This window comes from Actinophytocola sp., from assembly GCF_035634895.1.
Lineage (GTDB): Bacteria > Actinomycetota > Actinomycetes > Mycobacteriales > Pseudonocardiaceae > Actinophytocola.
In genome coordinates, this window is sequence record NZ_DASQCC010000173.1 from 12,680 (window position 1) to 32,988 (window position 20,309).

The following is a 20,309-nucleotide window of genomic DNA, read 5'->3' on the forward strand; positions in this document are numbered from 1 at the left end:
TCGTCGGGGTTGTGACTAGGGGCGTAGTGGGACCAGGTCGTCGGCGTGGACTACTTCGCGGCGGTGTTCTGGGGCCAGGTCCTGGCTCGAGTGGCCCATGAGGGCTGGGAGTTCTGTTGCGTCGAAGGCCACTACCCCCCTGGCCACCACTCTGTCGCCCGGGTCGGTCAGTTCCACGACGTCGCCGGCTTCGAAGTTGCCGGTTACCGCTGTTATGCCGGCTGCCAGCAGTGACCTGCGGCGATCCACCACGGCTCTTACCGCGCCCTCGTCCAGCCGGAGTTTGCCGGCCGGGTCTGCTGCGTACGCCAGCCAGAAGCGCCGTGGGGTAAGGCGGCGGCCGCCCGTTGCGAAGGCTGTGCCCACATCGGCTGGGCCCAGTGCCCGTGCTGCGTCATGGGCCGCTGCCAGTAGTACTGGGACGCCTGCTGCCGAGGCCAGCCGAGCCGACGCCAACTTTGTCGCCATGCCGCCGGTGCCCAGGTCGGAGCCGCCCTCGTCGGCCTGGACCTCGGCTACGTCCTTGTGGTCCAGCACCTCCGCTATGCGTTTGGCGTCCGTGCGGCGTGGATCGCCGTCGTACAGGGCGTCCACGTCGGACAGTAGGACCAGGGCGTCCGCGCCCACCAGGTAGGCGACCAAGGCCGCCAGGCGGTCGTTGTCGCCGAAACGGATTTCCTCCGTTGCCACCGTGTCGTTCTCGTTCACCACCGGGACGACGCCCAGTGCCAGTAGTCGCGACAGGGTTCGTTGGGCGTTTCGGTAGTGGGAGCGGCGGACCACGTCGTCCGACGTCAGGAGGACCTGGCCTACTCGTAGGCCGTAGCGGGCGAACGAAGACACGTACGCGTGGCCCAACACCAACTGGCCCACGCTCGCCGACGCCTGTTGTGTCGCCAGGTCCTTGGGGCGGCGGCCCAGGCCCAGCGGTGCCAGGCCGGACGCGATGGCGCCCGACGACACCAGCACCACCTGGCTTCCCGCCGTTCTGCGGGCGGCCAGCGCGTCCACCAGCGCGTCCAGGCGTGCCGGGTCCAGTCCGCCTTCCGCGGTCGTCAGTGACGACGAACCGACCTTGATCACGATTCGCTTGGCGGCCGCCACCTGCGACCTTGTCGCGGACAGCACGCCGGTCACTGTTGTTCTTCGGCTTCCTCGTCGGTGGACGGGATGCGGCGGGCTATTTTCGCGGCCTTGCGTTCCGAGGCGCCCACTCGCGCGTTGCGGTCCAGCCTTGGGTCCGCGCCTCGCTCGTGCATCACCATGTCTATGCCGGCCGGGGTTGACGGTTCCCAGTCGAACGTCACGCCGCCGATCGTCACCGGGCAGCCGGGCTTGGCGCCGCGCTTGGCCAGTACTTCCTCCACGCCCAGGCGCGCCAGGCGGTCGCCCAGGTAGCCGACGGCCTCGTCGTTGTCGAACGCGGTCTGGCGGACCCAACGCTCCGGGCGCTCGCCTCGGATGATGAAGCCGCCCTCCTCGTCCGGGTCCTCCGACACGGTGAAGCCCGCGTCGTCGACGGCCACCGGGCGCAGGACGATGCGGCTCGCCTCCAGCGTCGGGCGTGTCGCTCGGTCCTCCTCGACGATCTTCGCCAGTGCGTATGACATCTCACGCAGGCCCTCGTGGCTGGCCGTGGACACGGCGAAGACCGGTAGGCCTTGCTTCTCGAAGTCCGGACGGACCATTTCCGCCAGCTCGCGGGCGTCCGGCACGTCGATCTTGTTGAGAACGATCACGCGTGGGCGCTCGGCCAGGCTGCCGCCCAGTGCCGGCGTGTACTGCGCCAGTTCCTGTTCCAGCGCCTCCACATCGGACACCGGGTCGCGGCCCGGCTCGTAGGTCGCGCAGTCGACCACGTGCACCAGCACCGAGCAGCGTTCGATGTGCCGGAGGAAGTCCAGGCCCAAGCCCTTGCCCTGGCTCGCGCCGGGGATGAGGCCAGGCACGTCGGCGACCGTGAACGTGCTCGCGCCGGCCGTCACGACGCCCAGGTTCGGCATGAGGGTCGTGAACGGGTACTCGGCGATCTTCGGCCTGGCCGACGACAGGACCGAGATCAGCGACGACTTGCCGGCCGACGGGAACCCGACCAGGCCCACGTCGGCGACCGACCGCAGTTCGAGGACCAGGTCGACCTCGTCGCCCGGCTCGCCGAGGAGGGCGAAGCCGGGGGCCCTGCGGGCCTTGGAGGCGAGTGCGGCGTTGCCGAGGCCACCCCGGCCACCCCGGGCGGCGACGAAGCGGGTGCCGTTGCCCGTCAGGTCGGCCAGCATCTCGCCGTGCTCGGTGAGCACGACGGTGCCTTCGGGCACCTTCAGCTCCAGCGACTCGCCCGCGGCACCGTCACGGTTGCTGCCCTGGCCCTGCTTGCCGTTGGACGCGCTCGCGTGCGGGCGGAAGTGGAAGTCGAGCAGCGTGTGCACGCCGGAGTCGACGACCAGGATGACGTCGCCGCCATTGCCGCCATTGCCGCCGTCGGGGCCGCCGAGCGGCTTGTACTTCTCGCGGTGCACCGAGGCACAACCGTTGCCGCCACTGCCTGCGGCCGCGTGGATGACCACGCGATCAACGAATCGGGACACCGCTGGAACCTTCCTGGAACGCAAATGAGGGACGGGCCGCTTGATCGCCGGCCCGCCCCTCGTGGGGTCTTGCTAGGTCGCGGGCTTCAGCCCTCGACCGGGACGATGTTCACGGTCTTGCGACCGCGCTTCTCGCCGAACTGGACCGCGCCCGCGGCCAGGGCGAACAGCGTGTCGTCTTTGCCGCGGCCGACGTTGACACCCGGGTGGAACTTGGTGCCGCGCTGGCGGACCAGGATCTCGCCGGCGTTGACAGCCTGGCCACCGAAGCGCTTGACGCCGAGGTACTGGGCGTTCGAGTCGCGTCCGTTGCGGGAGCTGGACGCACCCTTCTTGTGTGCCATATCTGCTCAGCTCCTACTTGGTCTTGATGCCGGTGACCTCGACACGGGTCAGCTTCTGCCGGTGCCCCTGCCGCTTGTGGTAGCCGGTCTTGTTCTTGAACTTGTGGATCCGAATCTTCGGGCCCTTGGTCTGGGAGACGACCTTGCCAGTCACCGACACCTTGGCCAGCTCATCGGCGTCGGTGGTGAGGTCATCGCCGTCGACGACGAGCAGCGCGGGGAAGGTGAACTCGGCGCCCGGCTCACCGTCGAGCTTCTCGACCTCGACGATGTCGCCGACGGCGACCTTGTACTGCTTGCCGCCGGTCTTGACGATCGCGTACATCGGACGCAACTCTCCTGCTACTCGACTGCTTCGGAAAACCTTGGGGCGACGCGGCGACCGGGTGAGATGACACCGGGCTCGCGCACGAGTCGGCCCACCACTGCGGCGGGCCGACCTACAGGATACGTGCCCTCCGGAAGGCGGACCAACCGGGGGTCAGCCATCGTGGCTCGCTGACACCGGGGGCCCCGCGGGACGGGAAGCGGCGCGGCGCGGCTGACGCCTCGGCGGGGTCACCGGGGCGGGCACGGACGGCTCCTCCGTGGCCTCTTCGGCCGCGGTGTGCTCGGCCGCGGTGTCGGCTGGCGGGGAACCGAACGGTGTCCCTTCCACCGCAGGCTCCGCCGACGGCCTGGTGAGGCCGGTGGCGCCGAACGTGGCCGAACCGGACGTCGCCGAACCGGAGGTGGCCGAGCCCGACGGGGCCGAACCGGAGGTGGCCGAGCCGGACGGGGCCGAACCGGACGGGGCGGAGCCCGACGGGGCCGAACCGGAGGTGGCCGAATCCGACGTGGCAGAGCCGGACGGGGTCGCCGCCCAGGTGGAACTACCGGCCGAAGTCCCGTCGGTGGCGGTCCGCGTACCTGGCTCGGTTGTCGAACCAGCGGTCGAACCGGTCGGTGCCGCGTCGGCGTCGTTGGCCGAGGCGGTCGACGTCGCGTCGGACTCGGTGGCCGCGGTCGGGCCGCTCACGGTGTGCCCGGTGGACTCGGCCGGCTCCGCCGTCGCGGCGGCGGGCTCGTAGGCCGGTGCCGCGCGACGAGAACTGCCGTTCGTGGCGGCCTGTGAGTGCTCGTCCGGGCCGGACGCCGTCCCGGTGGGCTGGGCGGCCGGCAGGGGCTCAGCGTCCGGCGTGGGGGCCGCGATGGGCTCCTGCGGGCCGGCGGGGGCGGTGTCGTCCGTCGCCTCGGCATAGCTCGTCGCCTCGGCGGAGTCCGTTGTCTCGGCGGAGTCCGTTGTCTCGACAGAGCCCGTTGCCTCGGTGGCGTGGGACGTGCCGTTCCGGGACGCGCCCCGGTGGGAGCGGTCGCGGGTGCGGTGACGGGTGTGGCCGCGCTCCCGGGACGCGCCGGTCGGCTCGGCGTCGGTGGCGTGTGCCGCCTCGGTGGGCTCGACGGGCTCGGTGGGCCGGGACGTGGCGACGTCCGGCTCGGGCGAGTCCTCGTCCGGCTTCGCGTCCACAGCCTTGGTCGTGGCCTTGGCGATGTCGCGGACGGCCTCCTTGGCCGCCAGGGCCGCCGCCTCCTTCGCCGCGTCCTTGTTGACCGGCTTTTCCTTGGGCTCCTCGTTGCGGCCCCTCGACCGGCGGGTGTTGCCGCCTCGGGCCGGCTCCGTGTGCCCGTTCGAGCCGTTCGGCTTGCTCATCGGCTCCGTCGACACCAGGACGCCTCGGCCCTTGCAGTGCTCGCACGTCGTGCCGAAGGCCTCCAGCAGCCCCGTGCCCACGCGCTTGCGGGTCATCTGCACCAGGCCCAGCGATGTGACCTCCGCCACCTGGTGCCGGGTGCGGTCCCGGCCAAGGCACTCGGTCAGCCTGCGCAGCACCAGGTCCCGGTTGGACTCCAGGACCATGTCGATGAAGTCGATGACGATGATGCCGCCGATGTCCCTCAGGCGCAGCTGGCGGACGATCTCCTCGGCCGACTCCAGGTTGTTCCTGGTCACCGTCTCTTCGAGGTTGCCGCCCGACCCGGTGAACTTGCCGGTGTTCACGTCGATGACCGTCATGGCCTCGGTGCGGTCGATCACCAGGTAGCCGCCCGACGGGAGCCAGACCTTCCGGTCCAGCGCCTTCAGCAGCTGCTCGTCGATGCGGTACTCGGCGAAGACGTCGCTGTTGCCCACGTGCTTGCGGAGGCGGTCCGCCAGCTCCGGAGCCACGTGCTGCACGTACGCGCCCACCGTCTCCCACGCGATGTCGCCCTGGATCACCAGGGCCGAGAAGTCCTCGGTGAACAGGTCGCGCACGACCTTGACCAGCAGGTCCGGCTCCTCGTACACCAGGGACGGCGCGCCGACCTTGCGCGTGTTGTTCGTGCCCTCGGTCTTGTCCCTGATGACCTGCCACTGCGCCTGCAGCCGCCGCACGTCGCGGGCCAGCTCCTCCTCGCTGATGCCCTCCGACGCGGTGCGGATGATCACGCCCGCGTCCTCGGGAACGACACGCTTGAGCACGTCCTTGAGGCGCCTGCGCTCGTTCTCGGGCAGCTTGCGGGAGATGCCCGTTGCCCCGCCGCCCGGCACGTACACCAGGAAACGGCCCGGCAGCGAGATCTGCGTGGTCAGCCGGGCGCCCTTGTGGCCGACCGGGTCCTTGGTGACCTGCACCAGCACGCTGTCGCCGGTGGACAGGGCCTGCTCGATCTTGCGGGCCTTGCCCTCGAGACCGGCGGCGTCCCAGTCCACCTCGCCCGCGTACAGGACCGCGTTGCGGCCACGGCCGATGTCGACGAACGCGGCCTCCATCGACGGCAGCACGTTCTGGACGCGGCCCAGGTACACGTTGCCGACCAGGGAACCGCTGCCGGCGGAGGTGACGAAGTGCTCCACGAGCACGCCGTCCTCGAGCACGCCGATCTGGATGCGGTCGCCGCGCTCACGGATGACCATGGCCCGGTCCACCGCCTCGCGGCGGGCCAGGAACTCGGCCTCGGACAGGATCGGCGCGCGGCGGCGACCGGCCTCACGGCCGTCCCGGCGACGCTGGCGCTTGGCCTCCAGCCGGGTCGAGCCGCGCACGCTGCGCACCTCGTCCCGCCCGTCGGACTCGGGCTTCTCCTTGTCGTCCCGTGCCTCGCGCACGTGGACGACGGTGTTCGGCGGGTCGTCCTCGGTGGCGTTGCCGGGCGCCTCGTCGCTGTCGCCCCCGCGGCGGCGGCGCCTGCGACGACGGCGGCGGGACGCGGCGTCCTCGCCGTCGGCCGGCTCCTCCTCGGCCTCCTCCGGCTCGCTCTCGGCCTTGGCACGCCTGGCCGGCTTGTCCGGTTTCTCCGCTCGTTCCGGCCTCTCCGGCCGTTCGGACCTGTCGGGCTCGTCCTCGGCGGACTCGTCACCAGCGTCGTCCTGGCCGCCCTTGCCGCGGCCACGGCCACGGCGACCCCGGCGCCGACGCGGCCGGCCCTCGTCGAGGTCCTCGGCGAAGGCGTCCTCGGTCTCCTCCTCCTCCTCGACGACCTCCGGCTCCGCGACCGGCGCCGGTGCCGGCGCCTGACGCGGTGGGCGCGCCGGGGCCGCGGTGGGCTCCGGCGGGAGGAACAGCGGCGACGCGGACGCGAACACCGGCGTCGGCGGGGTAGCCCGCGTGGGGGATTCGGCGGCCTGGGCCGGGAGTGGCTCGCTGAAGCCCGGCGACGGCGCCTGCCGCGCGGCGGGCGACTGCCGGAACCCGGGTACCTGCACGCCGCCCGCGGGCTGCCGGGCACCGGCCGCCGGAGCGGGAGCGTCGGCGGACTCGGCCGCGGCGTTCGGGTCGGGCGCGGTCACGCCCAGGTGCTCGGCGACCCGGAGGGCCAGCTCACGGTCGATGCTCGACTGCACGCTGCGCCCGTCCGCGCCCAGCTCTGTGACGGCGGCAAGCACCTCACGGCTGCTGCGGTCCAGCAACTTGGCAAGCGCGTGCACGCGAATGCGGGCCGGTAGCGCCGCCAGTGCGGCGGCGACGGGTGTGGTGGCGTCCCCGCCGGAGTTTCCGGCAGGGGTGGACGTATCCGACATGTAGCTCCTTCACCCCCGGGCGCGTCCGTAGGGCCGGCGCAGTAGCACCGGCTCCTCCAGACGCGGCCACACGAGGGCCTCGTTGTCCAGCTCCACCGTGCTCCTTCGGTGAAGCGTGCTGTCCTTCTCCGTCGCCGTGGCGACGGCAATCCTCGCCTCTACGCCGTGTGTACCGGGCGCTAGCCCGGCGACCACGGCAGGTCAGTCATGACGTCGCGCCGGGCGTCACCCGGACGCCGAAGCCCGCGCGGCCCGATCCGGGGCCAGCGGGTCGAACAGACCTCCGCCGTCGTCGAGCCGTCCCTGGGCCATCCGGGTCGCCTTCGCGGGCACCGGCGGTTCGAGAGCGGCGATGACGCGGAGCGCGCTCAGCACGTCGTCCGGTCGCACGGCAGGTGTCAGCTGTCGCACAACCACGACGAGTATCCCACACGGGTCGACAGGAGGTGTGGAAGGAGACTCGACCGGGTCGGTTTCGACCCACCCGGTGATGACCGCGGCCCGTGCGTCGATCGTGCGCATCCCGTTCTTGGTCAGCCGTTCCACCTCGATGACCTCGGCGGCCATGAGCTGGGCGAACGCCGCACGAAGTGTGTCCGGCGACACGCCGGGCAGCTCCAGGCGCCACCTACTGGCCTCCATACGGTCCGCGAACGCGCCCCCGTCGGCCGGGACGATCTCCAGCAGGTCGAGCCCGGGTGGCATCGCCGAGTCCAGTATCTGGACCAGCGTGTCGGGGTCCTGCTCCTCGACGACCTGGATCTCCACGTACTCGGCCTCGCTCGCCACCCCGGTCGGCGCGGCGCCGATCCACGAGATCTTCGGGTGCGGGTTGAAGCCCTGGGAGTACGCCATCGGCACCTTCGCCCGGCGCAGCGCGCGCTCGAACGCGCGTGCCACGTCCCGGTGTGAGGTGAACCGCAGCGGGCCGCGTTTGGCGTACCGGAGCCGTAGCCTCTGCACCGCCGCGGCGGAGGGGTTCGGGCGATCGTCGCTGGTCAGCGTTACTCCTTCTGGTGGAAGTGGGCTCTTCCGGTGGTGTACACCGGACGTTGCTGGCACCGTACCCCCAGGTCCAATTCGGTCGGTGAGCTTGTCTGGGCAGCGGCTGCCTGACTACCGTCCGGACATTGGAGTGCCGGCGTCGGAGAACCGGCCGCCCCAACAACTGGAGGTCACCCGTGCCTCTGCTGCGCCGTCTACCGGCGGCAGCGGTCAGTGCCGTGGTGCTCGCGACATCCCTGGTCACGGCCGGTGCGAACGCGAGCGCCGTGGTCGTGGACCCACCGAGCGACGCCTGCGCGCCCTCGAGCAACGCGGAGCTGCGTTACCTCGTCCTCTTCGCCCCGGGGACGGCCGAGCCGGCCGCGACCTCCGAGGTGGGCTCCGCGTGTGGCGCGATGACCGTGTACTACCCGGAGATCGCGGTCGGGGTCGCCAACTCCGCCGACGCCGGGTTCGCGGCGCGGCTGGGCACGGACCGGGCGTTCAGCGCCCAGCGGGTGCTCAGGGACGCCGGCCGGAGCGGCGAGGCGACGGTCACGACCGACCCGGCGGAGGTCGACGACTCCGACCGGACGGCCGAGCAGTGGGACATGACCATGATCGGCGCGGACCGGGCGCGGCGGATCACGCCGGGTAGCGGGGACGTGCTGGTCGGGGTGCTCGACTCGGGTGTCGACCCCAACCACCCGGACCTGACGAACGCGCTGGACCGGTCGGCGTCCGCGGGATGCCTGTCCGGCAGGGCCGACCCGTCGCCCGCGGCGTGGGAGCCGACGGCGTCGCCGCACGGGACGCACGTCGCCGGCACGATCGCGGCGGCGGACGACGGCCGCGGGATCACGGGCGTGGCGCCCGGGGTGCGGATCGCGTCGGTGAAGGTCGTGGACGATGCCGGGTTCATCCTCCCGGAGTACGCGGTGTGCGGGCTGATGTGGGCCACCGCCAACGGCATGCGGGTGACCAACAACAGCTACTTCGTCGACCCGTGGCTGATGACGTGCGACCGGGACAGCGAGCACGTGGTGTACGAGTCGGTGCGGCGCGCCGTCGACTACGCGACCTCGCACGGCGTGCTGACGGTCGCGGCGGCGACCAACGAGGGCGCGGACCTGGCCGACCCGAACGGCCGGGCGGCGGAGGACCCGTCGACGTCGGGCCGGCGGACGCTGGACGCCAGCTGCAAGGTGCTGCCGGCGGGGCTGCGTGGGGTCGTCGCGGTGTCGGCTGTGGGCCGCAACGCGCTGAAGGCCAGTTACAGCTCCTACGGGCTGGGTGTCATCGACGTCACCGCCCCCGGCGGGGAGACCAAGCCGCAGGCCTACGACCCGTCCGGCGGCAAGCAGCAGGACGACACCTGCGTGCTGTCCACGGTGCCGGGCGGCTACGAGAAGATGTGCGGCACGTCGATGGCCGCGCCGCACGTGACCGGGGTGGCGGCGCTGCTCGCGTCCGAGCACCCGGAGGCCACGCCGCAGACGCTCTCGAAGATGCTGACGGAGCAGGCGGACCCGCTGCCGTGCCCGGCCGACTACGACCTGGACGGAACCGGGGCGCAGGACGCCTACTGCACGGGCTATCAGCCGTACAACAGCTTCTACGGCCACGGCCTCACGGACGCCATGGCCGCCGTAGGCGCCCGCTGACCCCCGCGAGTCCCGCGTTCACACAGCGCGAGTCCCGCGTTCAAACACCATGAGTTGCGGTTTCGTGCACACGTACCTGCACGAAACCGCAGTTCGGTGTGTGCGAAACCGTAGTTCGGTGTGTGTGAACGCGGGTCTCGCGGGGTTAGACGGGGGTCAGGGGGAGGAGTTTTCGGCCGGTGGGGCCGATCTCGATGTCGGTGCCCATGGCCGGGCAGACGCCGCAGTCGAAGCACGGGGTCCAGCGGCAGTCGTCGAGTTCCTGTTCGGACAGGGCGTCCTGCCAGTCGTCCCACAGCCACTGCTTGTCCAGGCCCGAGTCGAGGTGGTCCCACGGGAGGATCTCGTCCTCGGCGCGTTCGCGGGTGGTGAACCAGGCCAGGCTCACGCCGAGCGGCTCCAGCTCGGCGGCCGCCGCGGCCGTCCAGCGCTCGTACGAGAAGTGCTCGCTCCAGCCGTCGAAGCGGCCGCCCTCGCGCCAGACGCGCTCGATGACCCGGCCGACCCGGCGGTCACCGCGGGACAGGAGGCCTTCGATCAGGCTCGGTTTGCCGTCGTGGTAACGCATGCCGATGTTGCGGCCCAGGCCGCGGTCGGAGTTCACCGCGTCCCGCAGCTTGCGCAGCCGGCTGTCCACCGTGTCCGGGTCGCACTGGGCGGCCCACTGGAACGGCGTGTGCGGCTTGGGCACGAAGCCGCCGATCGAGATCGTGCAGCGGATGTCCTTGCGGCCACTGGCCTTCCGGCCCGCGCGGATGACCTCCTGCGCCATCGCCGCGATCTGCAGCACGTCGTCGTCGGTCTCGGTCGGCAGGCCGCACATGAAGTACAGCTTCACCTGGCGCCAGCCGTTGGCGTACGCGGCGCTCACCGTCCGGATCAGGTCCTCTTCGGACACCGTCTTGTTGATCACGCGGCGGATGCGCTCGCTGCCGCCCTCCGGGGCGAAGGTCAGGCCGGAACGCCTGCCGTTGCGGGACAGCTCGTTGGCCAGGTCGATGTTGAACGCGTCGACGCGCGTCGACGGCAGTGACAGACCCGTGTTCGTGCCCTCGTACCGGTCCGCGAGGCCCTTGGTGATCTCCGCGATCTCCGAGTGGTCCGCACTGGACAGTGACAGCAGGCCGACCTCCTCGAACCCGCTCGCCTCCAGTCCCCTGTGGACCATCGCGCCGATGCCCTCTATCGACCGCTCCCGCACCGGCCGGGTGATCATGCCGGCCTGGCAGAACCGGCAGCCCCGGGTGCAGCCGCGGAAGATCTCCACGCTCATCCGCTCGTGCACGCTCTCCGCCAGCGGCACCAGCGGCTTCTTCGGGTACGGCCAGGCGTCCAGGTCCATCGTGGTGCGCTTGGCCACCGTCACCGGGACGCGGTCGCGGTTGGGCACCACCGGGTTCAGCGAGCCGTCGGGCGAGAACCCCACGTCGTAGAACCTCGGGACGTACACGCCGCCGGTCTCCGCGAGGCGGGTCAGCAGCTCGTCCCGGCCACCGGGACGGCCCTCCTGCTTCCAGGCGCGGACCAGCGCGGTGATCTCCAGGACGGCCTCCTCGCCGTCCCCCAGCACGGCCGCGTCCACGAAGTCGGCGATCGGCTCCGGGTTGAACGCGGCGTGCCCGCCGGCGACCACGATCGGGTGGTCGGCGGTCCGGTCGGCCGCGTGCAGCGGGATGCCGGCCAGGTCGAGCGCGGTCAGCAGGTTCGTGTAGCCCAGCTCGGTCGAGAAGCTGACGCCCAGCAGGTCGAACGCGCCCACCGGCCGGTGCGCGTCCACGGTGAACTGTGGGACGCCGTGCTCACGCATCAGCTTCTCGAGGTCGGGCCACACCGCGTAGGTGCGCTCGGCGAGCACGTCGGCCAGCTCGTTGAGCACCTCGTAGAGGATCATGACGCCCTGGTTGGGCAGGCCCACCTCGTAGGCGTCCGGGTACATCAGCGCCCAGCGCACCGTGGTGGCGTCCCAGTCCTTGACCGTGGAGTTCAGCTCTCCACCGACGTACTGGACCGGCTTGGACACCCTCGGCAGCAACGGCTCCAGCTCAGGAAAGACGGACTCAACGCTCATAGTGGGTCCAAGGGTAACCCTCGCCGGTCTTGCGGACGTGATCCCCCGGGCGGGATAGTTGAGCCCTGAACCATTCCTGCTACGGCGCGGACCTCGGCATCACGATCACCGGCCCGCTGTTCCAGGCGCGACCTGGGTGCTGGCGCGATGTGGGCCGCGCTCATCTCAGCAGCAGGACCCCCAGCCGGCGGGTCGAGACCACCACACCGACCCCGGCCATCACCACGAAGTACGCGACATGCCCCAGCAGTCCCAACCCGACCACCCCGGCGCACAGGTTCCGCATCAGCTCGATCGCGTGGTAGAGCGGCAGGCACCGGACCACCACGCGGACGGCGCCCGGGTAGACCGTCAGCGGGAAGAACGTCGTCGAGAACAGGAACATCGGCAGCAGTACGAGCTGGATGAGGTCGAAGTCCTGCCAGGACCGCATGTAGGTCGTGCACGCCATGCCGGCCGCGGCGAACGAGAACGCCACCAGCAGTGCCACGGGCAGCGCGAGGACCGCCCAGGCCGACGAGATCAGGCCCATGCCCAGCATCACCGTCAGGAAGCCGGCCGCGTACAGGCCGCCACGCAGCAGCGCCCACGCGATCTCGCCGACGGCGACGTCGACCGGACCGAGCGGGGTCGCCAGCATCGCGTCGTACAGCTTGGCGTACTTGAACTTGAAGAAGACGTTGAAGGTGGCGTCGTAGACCGCGCCGTTCATGGCGGACGCGGCCAGCAGCGCGGGTGCCAGGAACTGCACGAAGCTGACCGGTCCCGCCGGCCCGGCGACGTTTCCGACCAGCGTGCCGATCCCGATGCCGACGGCGAACAGGTAGAAGAGCGGCTCGCAGAAACCGGACACGACAGTGAGCCAGAGCCGGCGGTTCACCAGCAACGACCGTTCGACCAGCACGTGCGCGCGGCCCGCGTACAGGCCCGGCGGCAGCACCCGCAGCAGCACCCCGGTGCTCACGCCGCGAGCCTCCTCGTGAAGGTCCGCACGCCGAACCACGTGCCGGCGACGAGCATCGCCAGCAGGAACGCCAGGTGCCCGATCGTCGCGAGCGGCGACAGGTCGCCGAACGCCGCGCCGCGGGACAGTTCCGTGCCGTGCCACAGGGGGGTTGCCCAGGTGAGGGGACGCAGCCACGCCGGCAGTCGCGTGATCGGGAAGAACGTGCCGGCGAACAGGGTCATCGGCACGACGACGAACCGGAAGAAAGCACTGAACCGCTGGCCCTCGCTCCGCAGCGTCGCGGAGTACGCCGCGACGGGCGCGGAGAACGCGAGGCCGGCGAGCACGGAGGCCAGCAGGGACGAGAGCACGCCGACGCTTGTCAGCGTGCCGAGCAGGCCGGCGACCGCCAGGTAGGCGCCGCCGGCCACGCCGAGCCGCAACGCCACCCACATCAGGTGGCCGCCGAAGATCTGACCGGGTGTGATGGGTGAGGCGGCGATGCCGAGGTAGGTCTGCTGCCACTTGAACGCGGACAGGATCGGGTACGTCGACTCGAAGGCCGCGATCTGCACGGCGGTGGCGACGAGCAGGGCCGGGGCCAGGTACACGACGTACCGCAGTCCGCCGGTCGCCTCGGTGGGCCGGATCTGCGAGCCGAGGCCGAAGCCCAGTGCCAGCAGAAACAGCACCGGCTGGACGACGCTGGACACGAAGGTGGCACGCCAGTTGCGCCGGTACCAGGTCCACATTCCCTCGACGACGATCAGTGCCGCGTGCACGGGGTTGACCACGCGTGCCATTTCGCACCCCACAGCCAAGTGACGCCTCGGATGGAAAACACAGTCCGTGGCGGCAAGCTTCACTCGTTCGCAGGGCTGCGTTTTTCCTTGAAATAAGGCAATATTCTCTGTTGGTTTCGCCATGGACGAAAGGCCACGACAAGGTGGTGCTACGCGCAGGCCCTTCCCGCCACGACACGGTGGCGATGGGGTTTCTTTCCGTGGCGGCCGATCTCATGGACGCTTACCTCCAAGCGGAGCCGATCGGCGCTGACCAGGCGGTTCGACTGGGGCACATCACGTTTCCGACGGCGCTGGACTGGCTGCGTACCGACGACGTGATCCGGCTGGCCCCGAAGTGGTCGTCGGGTGAGGCGGCGCGGCGGCGGGCGTTCTTCAACCGGTGGGAGACGCGGACCGACTTCCTCGCGGACGCCGTGGTGTTCGCGATGCTCCGCGCGCAGCCGGCGCGGCCGGAGATCCCGTCGCCCCGGCACAGCCAGGAAACGACGATGTCACAGCACATCGCGGACGTCACGGAGGAGCTGCTGACGAGCCTGGTGCAGTATCCGCGGAGCTATCTCGTGCTGCACCTCGGTCCGCTGCTTCCCCGGCACCCCGAGCTGGCGAAGGCGATGACGCCCGGCGCGCGGGAGACGACGCGGGCATGGCTTCGGCTGTACCAGACTCTCGCGGCACAGCACGACTTCGTGTTGCGTCCGGAGTGGACGTTCAAGCGCCTGTCGTCGGTGCTGCAGGCCATGCTCGACGGTTTCGTGCTGCGGTACCGGGTGCGGCCGGGCGGGCATCCCCGGCACAGCTGGAAAGAGGCGAACATCTTCGCGGACGCGGTCATCGCGTTGCTGCTCGGCGCGGTTGACTGGGACCTGAGTGGACAGTCGGGCCGGGCGGCACTGGACCAGCTGACGTGAACGCCTCAGTCCACGAGACCGCGGCCGGTGAGGCGTAGGAAGACGTCCTCCAGGGTGCTGCGGCGGACGAGGCTCTTCACGGGCCGCACGCCGCGGGTGTGGACGGCGCCGAGGACCGCCTCGCCGTCCGTGGTGTACAGGAGTAGGCGGTCGGGCAGGGCTTCTATGCGGTCGGTCAGGTCCCTGAGCCGGTCCTCCACCGCCGTGGTGTCCTCGTCGGGACGGAAGCGCAGCTCGACGACCTCCTTGGTGCTGTACCGGCCGATCAGTTCGGCCGGGCTGCCCTCGGCGGCGATGCGGCCGGCGTCCATCACGACCACGCGGTCGCACAGCTGCTCGGCCTCGTCCATGTAGTGGCTCGTGATGATGAGCGTGACGCCGCTGTGCTTCAGCCGCACCAGCCGGTCCCACAGCAGGTGCCGGGCCTGGGGGTCCAGGCCGGTGGTCGGCTCGTCGAGCAGGAGCAGTTCGGGGTCGTTGATCAGCGAGCGGGCGATCGTGAGGCGTCGTTTCATGCCGCCGGACAGCCGGTCGACCTCGTCGTCCGCACGCTCGGTCAGCTGGGCGAAGGCCAGCAGCTCCACCGCCTTGGCGCGCACGTGTGCCTTCGACAGGCCGAAGTACCGGCCGTACACGTGCAGGTTCTGCCGGACGGTCAGCTCGGTGTCCAGGTTGTCCTGCTGCGGCACGACCCCCAGCCGCGCACGGATGCGCGGGCCGTCGCGGTCCGGGTCCATGTCGAGCACCCGCAGGTCACCGCCGGTCCTCGGGGACACGCAGCCGATCATGCGCATGGTCGAGGACTTGCCGGCGCCGTTGGGGCCCAGGAAGCCGAACGCCTCGCCGCGCCGGACGTCCACGTCGATCCCGTCCACGGCGGTCAGCCGACCGAACCGCTTGACCAGCCCCCGCGCCATGACCATCGCCACATCACGGAGCGTAACGCCAGGTGCCGAGTGTTCGCTGTCAGTCCTCGCGGCCGAACCGGCTCCTGAACCGGTCGAGGGCTTGGTCGGATCCGACCAAGCCCTCGAACTGCGGTGGTCGTTCAGAGACCGGGGAACCAGAGGTCGATCTCGCGCTTGGCGGACTCCGGGGAGTCGGAGCCGTGCACGATGTTGTACTGGACCTCCAGCGCGAAGTCACCGCGGATGCTGCCGTTCTCGGCCTGCACCGGGTTGGTGGCGCCGGCGAGCTGGCGGAACGCGGCGATCGCGTTGTCGCCCTCGATGACCGCGGCCACCAGCGGGCCGGAGGTGATGAACTCGAGCAGCGACTCGAAGAACGGCTTGCTGGCGTGCTCGGCGTAGTGCTGCTGCGCCACACTCCGCTCGACGTTGCGCAGCTCCAGCGCGGCCAGCGTCAGGCCCTTGCGCTCGATGCGGGAGATGATCTCGCCGACCAGCCCACGGCTGACGCCGTCCGGCTTGACCAGGACCAGGGTGCGCTCGCTCACGACTACAGGTACTCCTTCTTGGGGGAACTTCCTCGCGCGGAAAGGGTAACGGGGTCACTCCGCCTGCTGGCTCGGCAGCCTGCCCTCGGCCATCCGCCTGGCCACGTCGTGGCGCATCCACAGCAGCACCGCCCACACCAGGCCGAAGACCAGGCCCAGCACGCCCAGCGCCACGACCGCGAACCAGCACGCGACCAGCACGACCTGCAGGCCCGCCGCCACCCACCTGCCCCACGGCCGCTTCAGGAAAGCACACGTCACCAACAGCAGCAGCGCCAGCACGCCGACCAGCACGCCCTGCCACGTGGCCAGCCCACCGCCCAGCTTGGCCACCACCGGCAGCGCCAGCAGGACGACGATCACCTCGAGCACCAGCGCCGCCGACATCACGCCGACGAACGACCGCATCGGGTCGGGCCTCGACGGGCCGCTCACGCCGGTTCCCTGCCCAGCAACGCGCGTGCCTCGCCCGCGGTCACCACCGAGCCCGTCACGACGACACCGACTCCGGACAGCGGCTCCCCCGCGTCCTCCTCCGCCAGCGCGAGGGCCCGGTCCACGGCGTCGTCCAGCCGGGGCTGGACCTCGACCCGTTCCGAGCCGAAGATCTCCGTCGCGATCTCACCCAGCTCCTCCGCCGGCATCGCGCGTTCCGACGAGTTGGTCGTCAGGACCACCTCGTGCAGGACCGGCTCCAGTGCGGCCAGGATCCCCCGCACGTCCTTGTCCTGCATCACACTCACCACGCCGACCAGGTTGCGGAAGCCGAAGTCCGCGTCCAGCGCGTCCGCGAGCGCCTGCGCGCCATGGGGGTTGTGCGCGGCGTCCACGAAGACCGTCGGGGCGGACCGCACCCGCTCCAGCCGGCCGGGCACCACCACCGACGCGAAGCCCTCGCGGATCGCCTCGGCGTCCAGCATCCGCTGCGCGCCGGCGCCGAAGAACGCCTCCACCGCCGCCAGCGCCAGCGCCGCGTTGGCCGCCTGGTGCGCACCGTGCAGCGGCAGGAAGATGTCCTCGTACGCGCCGCCGAGCCCCTGCAGCTTGAGGACCTGACCGCCGACCGCCACGTCCCGGCGCAGGACCCCGAACTCCAGGCCCGCCCGCGCGACCGTCGCGTCGACCTCGACCGTGCGGCGCAGCAGCACCTCCATCACCTCGGGCCGCTGCTCGGCCAGCAGTGCGATCGAGCCCTGCTTGATGATCCCGGCCTTCTCGCCGGCGATCCCGGCGAGGTCGGCACCGAGGTACTCCACGTGGTCGACGGCGATCGGCGTCACCACGGCGACCTTCGCGTCCGCGACGTTCGTCGCGTCCCAGCTGCCGCCCAGGCCGACCTCCAGCACCGCGGCGTCGACCGGCGCGTCCGCGAACGCCGCGAACGCCATGCCGGTCAGCACCTCGAACTTGCTCATCCGCACCTCGGCGCCGCGGTCGATCATCTCGACGTACGGCTCGACGTCGCGGTAGACCTCGACGTACCGCTCAGGCGCGATCGGGGCCCCGTCGATGGCGATCCGCTCGGTCACCACCTGCAGGTGCGGGCTGGTGTACCGGCCGACCCGCAGCCCGATCCTGGTCAGCAGCGCGTCGATCATGCGCGTGACCGACGTCTTCCCGTTGGTGCCGGCCACGTGCAGGATCGGGTAGGTCCTGTGCGGGTCGCCGAGCAGGTCCACCAGCGCGCCGATCCGCCGCAGGGTCGGCTCGATCTTCGTCTCCGGCCAGCGGGTGTTCAGCTCCGTCTCGACCTGGCGAAGATCGTCGAGGGCCTCAGTCACCGAACGACCCCAGCCGTTTGGTGATCCGTTCGATCTCGGCCGCCGCGGCGTCGCGCCGCGCCCGGATCTTCGCGACCACCTCCTCGGGCGCCTTGCCCATGAAGTTCGGGTTGGACAGCTTCGCCTCGGTGCCGGCCAGCTCCTTCCGGGCCACGGCGAGGTCCTTCTCGAGCCGCTTGCGTTCGGCCGCGAGGTCGACCGTGCCGGACAGGTCCAGCTCGACGTGCACGTGTCCGCCCGGCAACGCGACCTCGATCGACGCGCTGGGCGTGAACGACTCGCCCGGCGCCTCGAGCCGCGCCAGCGACGAGACCGCCTGTGACAGCGCCGAAAGACCTGCCTCGTCCACACCGGACAGCCGGGCCTTGACCCGCTGGCCCGGCTTGACGCCCTGGTCGCTGCGGAACCGCCGGACCTCGGTGACCAGCTTCTGGACGCCCGCGATCCGCCGCGCGGCCGCCCCGTCGGCGGCCTCGCCAGAAACCGTCGGCCACGAGGCGACCACCAGCGACTCGCCGCCGGTCAGCGTCGTCCACAGGCGTTCGGTGACGAACGGGATCAGCGGGTGCAGCAACCGGAGCACGGTGTCGAGGACGTGTCCCAGCACCGCTCGTGTGTCGTCCGCACGGCTGCCGCCCTCGGCGATCTGGACCTTCGCGAGCTCGAGGTACCAGTCGCACAGCTCGTCCCACGTGAAGTGGTAGAGCGCGTCGGACAGCTTCGCGAACTGGTAGTCCTCGTACAGCTCGTCCACCTCGGCCACGACGGCGTCGGTGAGGTCGAGGATCCACCGGTCCGCGTCGGTCAGCGTGTCCCGCGCGGGCACCGGCCGGGCCACCGTGGCGCCGTTCATCAACGCGAACCGCGTGGCGTTCCACAGCTTGTTGCCGAAGTTGCGCGAGCCGGCGGCCCACTCCTCGGAGATCGCCATGTCCGCGCCCGGGTTCGCGCCGCGGACCAGCGTGAACCGGGTGGCGTCCGCGCCGAAGCGGTCCAGCCAGTCGAGCGGGTCGATGACGTTGCCGCGCGTCTTCGACATCTTCTTGCCGCTGGCGTCGCGGATGAGCCCGTGCAGGAACACGTGGTCGAACGGCTGGACGCCGTCCATCGCGTACAGGCCGAACATCATCATCCTGGTGACCCAGAAGAACAGGATGTCGTAGCCGGTGACCAGGACGCTGTTCGGATAGAACGTGCGCAGGTGCGGGGTCTCGTCCGGCCAGCCGAGCGTCGAGAACGGCCACAGCGCGGACGAGAACCACGTGTCGAGCACGTCGGGGTCCTGCGTCCAGCCATCGCCCTGTGGCGGTTCCTCGTCCGGCCCCACGCACACGACCTTGTCGTCCGGCCCGTACCAGACCGGGATGCGGTGGCCCCACCACAGCTGGCGCGAGATGCACCAGTCGTGCATGTTGTCCACCCAGTCGAAGTAGCGCTTGGCCAGCTCCGGCGGGTGGATGGTGGTCCGACCATCACGGACGGCGTCGCCCGCGGCCCTGGCGAGCGGCTCGACCTTGACGAACCACTGCAGCGACAGCCGCGGCTCGACCACCGTGTCGCACCGGGAGCAGTGGCCGACCGAGTGGACGTACGGCCGCTTCTCCGCGACGATCCGGCCCTGATCACGAAGTGCCGCGACGACCGCGGGCCGCGCCTCGAACCGGTCGAGGCCCTCGAACGGCCCCTTCACGATGATGTTCGCGCGCTCGTCCATGATCGTGATCGCCGGCAGCTGGTGGCGCCGGCCGATCTCGAAGTCGTTCGGGTCGTGCGCCGGCGTGACCTTCACCGCACCGGTGCCGAACGACGGGTCGACGTGCTCGTCGGCCACGATCGGGATCATCCGGCCGGTGAGCGGCAGCTCCACCTCGGTGCCGACCAGGTGCTGGTAGCGATCGTCGTCGGGGTGGACGGCGACCGCGGTGTCACCCAGCATCGTCTCGGCGCGTGTGGTGGCCACCACAATGGAACGGTCGGCGTCATCGAGAGAGCCGTAGCGGATGGAGATCAGCTCGCCCTCGTCGTCCGAGTGCTCGACCTCGATGTCGGACAGCGCCGTCAGGCAGCGCGGGCACCAGTTGATGATCCGCTCGGCCCGGTAGATCAGGCCGTCCTCGTACAGCTTCTTGAAGATCGTCTGGACCGCCTTGGACAGTCCCTCGTCCATCGTGAACCGGTCGCGGGACCAGTCGACACCGTCCCCGAGCCTGCGCATCTGGCCGAGGATCTTGCCGCCGTACTCCGCCTTCCACGCCCAGACCCGCTCGACGAACGCCTCCCGGCCCAGGTCGTGGCGGTTCTTGCCCTCCCCGGCCAGCTGGCGCTCGACCGCGTTCTGGGTCGCGATGCCGGCGTGGTCCATGCCCGGCTGCCACAGCGTCTCGTAGCCCTGCATGCGGCGACGGCGGGTCAGCGCGTCCATGATGCTGTGCTCCAGCGCGTGACCCATGTGGAGGCTGCCCGTCACGTTCGGCGGCGGCAGCACGATGCAGAACCCGGGACGATCGCTCGCCGGGTCCGGGGCGAAGTAGCCCGCGTCCACCCACCGCTGGTACAGCTCCGCCTCTACCGAGGCCGGCTCCCAGACCGGCGGGAGGTCTCTGGGCTGGGGCGATGAGTTGGTCGTCACGTCGAAAGAGTTTACGAACCGTGCCCGGCCGCCCGCATTCGAGTTCCGCACAGCGCCATTTGTTAACGCGGGGGTCGGCGCAATCGATGTGCTGAGCAC

The 20,309-nt window shown here is 70.7% G+C and carries 16 protein-coding genes; 2 read left to right on the forward strand and 14 right to left on the reverse strand.

Annotation, left to right across the window (positions count from 1 at the left end; translation table 11 throughout):
- Positions 1–15: 15 nt before the first annotated feature.
- From proB to VET29_RS25695, 6 genes are all read right to left on the reverse strand, one after another.
- The gene (proB, locus tag VET29_RS25670) at positions 16–1,125 is read right to left on the reverse strand and encodes a glutamate 5-kinase (RefSeq protein WP_324925030.1); all 1,110 of its coding nucleotides are present in this window, start codon (positions 1,123–1,125) and stop codon (positions 16–18) included.
- Between the two features lie 8 nt (positions 1,126–1,133).
- Positions 1,134–2,585 carry a GTPase ObgE gene (gene obgE / locus VET29_RS25675; protein ID WP_324924902.1) on the reverse strand — a complete coding sequence of 484 codons (1,452 nt, stop codon included), beginning with the start codon at positions 2,583–2,585 and terminating at the stop codon, positions 1,134–1,136.
- 86 nt (positions 2,586–2,671) lie between these two features.
- Entirely contained in the window at positions 2,672–2,929 is a 258-nt protein-coding gene (gene rpmA, locus VET29_RS25680; RefSeq protein ID WP_324924904.1) for a 50S ribosomal protein L27, read from the reverse strand.
- Between the two features lie 13 nt (positions 2,930–2,942).
- A complete protein-coding gene (gene rplU / locus VET29_RS25685; RefSeq protein WP_324924906.1) occupies positions 2,943–3,254 on the reverse strand; it encodes a 50S ribosomal protein L21 in 312 nt (103 codons plus the stop codon).
- A gap of 156 nt (positions 3,255–3,410) precedes the next feature.
- Entirely contained in the window at positions 3,411–6,968 is a 3,558-nt protein-coding gene (locus VET29_RS25690) for an Rne/Rng family ribonuclease (protein WP_324924909.1), read from the reverse strand.
- Positions 6,969–7,193: 225 nt separating this feature from the next.
- Entirely contained in the window at positions 7,194–7,931 is a 738-nt protein-coding gene (locus VET29_RS25695; protein WP_324924911.1) for a TIGR03936 family radical SAM-associated protein, read from the reverse strand.
- A 218-nt stretch (positions 7,932–8,149) separates the two neighbouring features.
- Here VET29_RS25695 and VET29_RS25700 point away from each other — a divergent pair, with 218 nt between their 5' ends.
- The gene (locus VET29_RS25700) at positions 8,150–9,616 is read left to right on the forward strand and encodes a S8 family peptidase (RefSeq protein WP_324924913.1); all 1,467 of its coding nucleotides are present in this window, start codon (positions 8,150–8,152) and stop codon (positions 9,614–9,616) included.
- Between the two features lie 145 nt (positions 9,617–9,761).
- Here the strand turns inward: VET29_RS25700 and VET29_RS25705 are convergent, their stop codons facing one another.
- The 3 genes from VET29_RS25705 to VET29_RS25715 form a co-directional block, all read right to left on the reverse strand.
- Complete coding sequence (locus VET29_RS25705; RefSeq protein WP_324924915.1) at positions 9,762–11,684, reverse strand: TIGR03960 family B12-binding radical SAM protein; 1,923 nt, start codon at positions 11,682–11,684, stop codon at positions 9,762–9,764.
- Between the two features lie 160 nt (positions 11,685–11,844).
- Complete coding sequence (locus VET29_RS25710) at positions 11,845–12,648, reverse strand: ABC transporter permease (RefSeq protein ID WP_324924917.1); 804 nt, start codon at positions 12,646–12,648, stop codon at positions 11,845–11,847.
- Entirely contained in the window at positions 12,645–13,433 is a 789-nt protein-coding gene (locus tag VET29_RS25715) for an ABC transporter permease (RefSeq protein WP_324924919.1), read from the reverse strand. The genes VET29_RS25710 and VET29_RS25715 overlap by 4 nt, the downstream gene beginning before the upstream one ends.
- A gap of 185 nt (positions 13,434–13,618) precedes the next feature.
- On the opposite strand from VET29_RS25715, the gene VET29_RS25720 reads away from it, so the two are divergent.
- Entirely contained in the window at positions 13,619–14,344 is a 726-nt protein-coding gene (locus tag VET29_RS25720; protein WP_324924921.1) for a hypothetical protein, read from the forward strand.
- 5 nt (positions 14,345–14,349) lie between these two features.
- On the opposite strand, the gene VET29_RS25725 is transcribed toward VET29_RS25720, so the two are convergent.
- The 5 genes from VET29_RS25725 to VET29_RS25745 all read right to left on the reverse strand — a co-directional run bounded on the left by VET29_RS25725 (position 14,350) and on the right by VET29_RS25745 (position 20,210).
- A complete protein-coding gene (locus VET29_RS25725; protein WP_324925032.1) occupies positions 14,350–15,267 on the reverse strand; it encodes an ABC transporter ATP-binding protein in 918 nt (305 codons plus the stop codon).
- Positions 15,268–15,392: 125 nt separating this feature from the next.
- Positions 15,393–15,800, reverse strand: a complete 408-nt coding sequence (gene ndk / locus VET29_RS25730; protein ID WP_324924923.1) for a nucleoside-diphosphate kinase — start codon at positions 15,798–15,800, stop codon at positions 15,393–15,395.
- A 54-nt stretch (positions 15,801–15,854) separates the two neighbouring features.
- Complete coding sequence (locus VET29_RS25735) at positions 15,855–16,235, reverse strand: DUF4233 domain-containing protein (protein WP_324924925.1); 381 nt, start codon at positions 16,233–16,235, stop codon at positions 15,855–15,857.
- Positions 16,232–17,581: a bifunctional tetrahydrofolate synthase/dihydrofolate synthase gene (folC, locus tag VET29_RS25740; RefSeq protein WP_324924927.1), complete on the reverse strand. Its 1,350-nt coding sequence runs from the start codon at positions 17,579–17,581 to the stop codon at positions 16,232–16,234. The genes VET29_RS25735 and folC overlap by 4 nt, the downstream gene beginning before the upstream one ends.
- A complete protein-coding gene (locus VET29_RS25745; RefSeq protein WP_324924929.1) occupies positions 17,574–20,210 on the reverse strand; it encodes a valine--tRNA ligase in 2,637 nt (878 codons plus the stop codon). Before VET29_RS25745 ends, folC begins: the two co-directional genes overlap by 8 nt.
- Between the last annotated feature and the right edge of the window lie 99 nt (positions 20,211–20,309).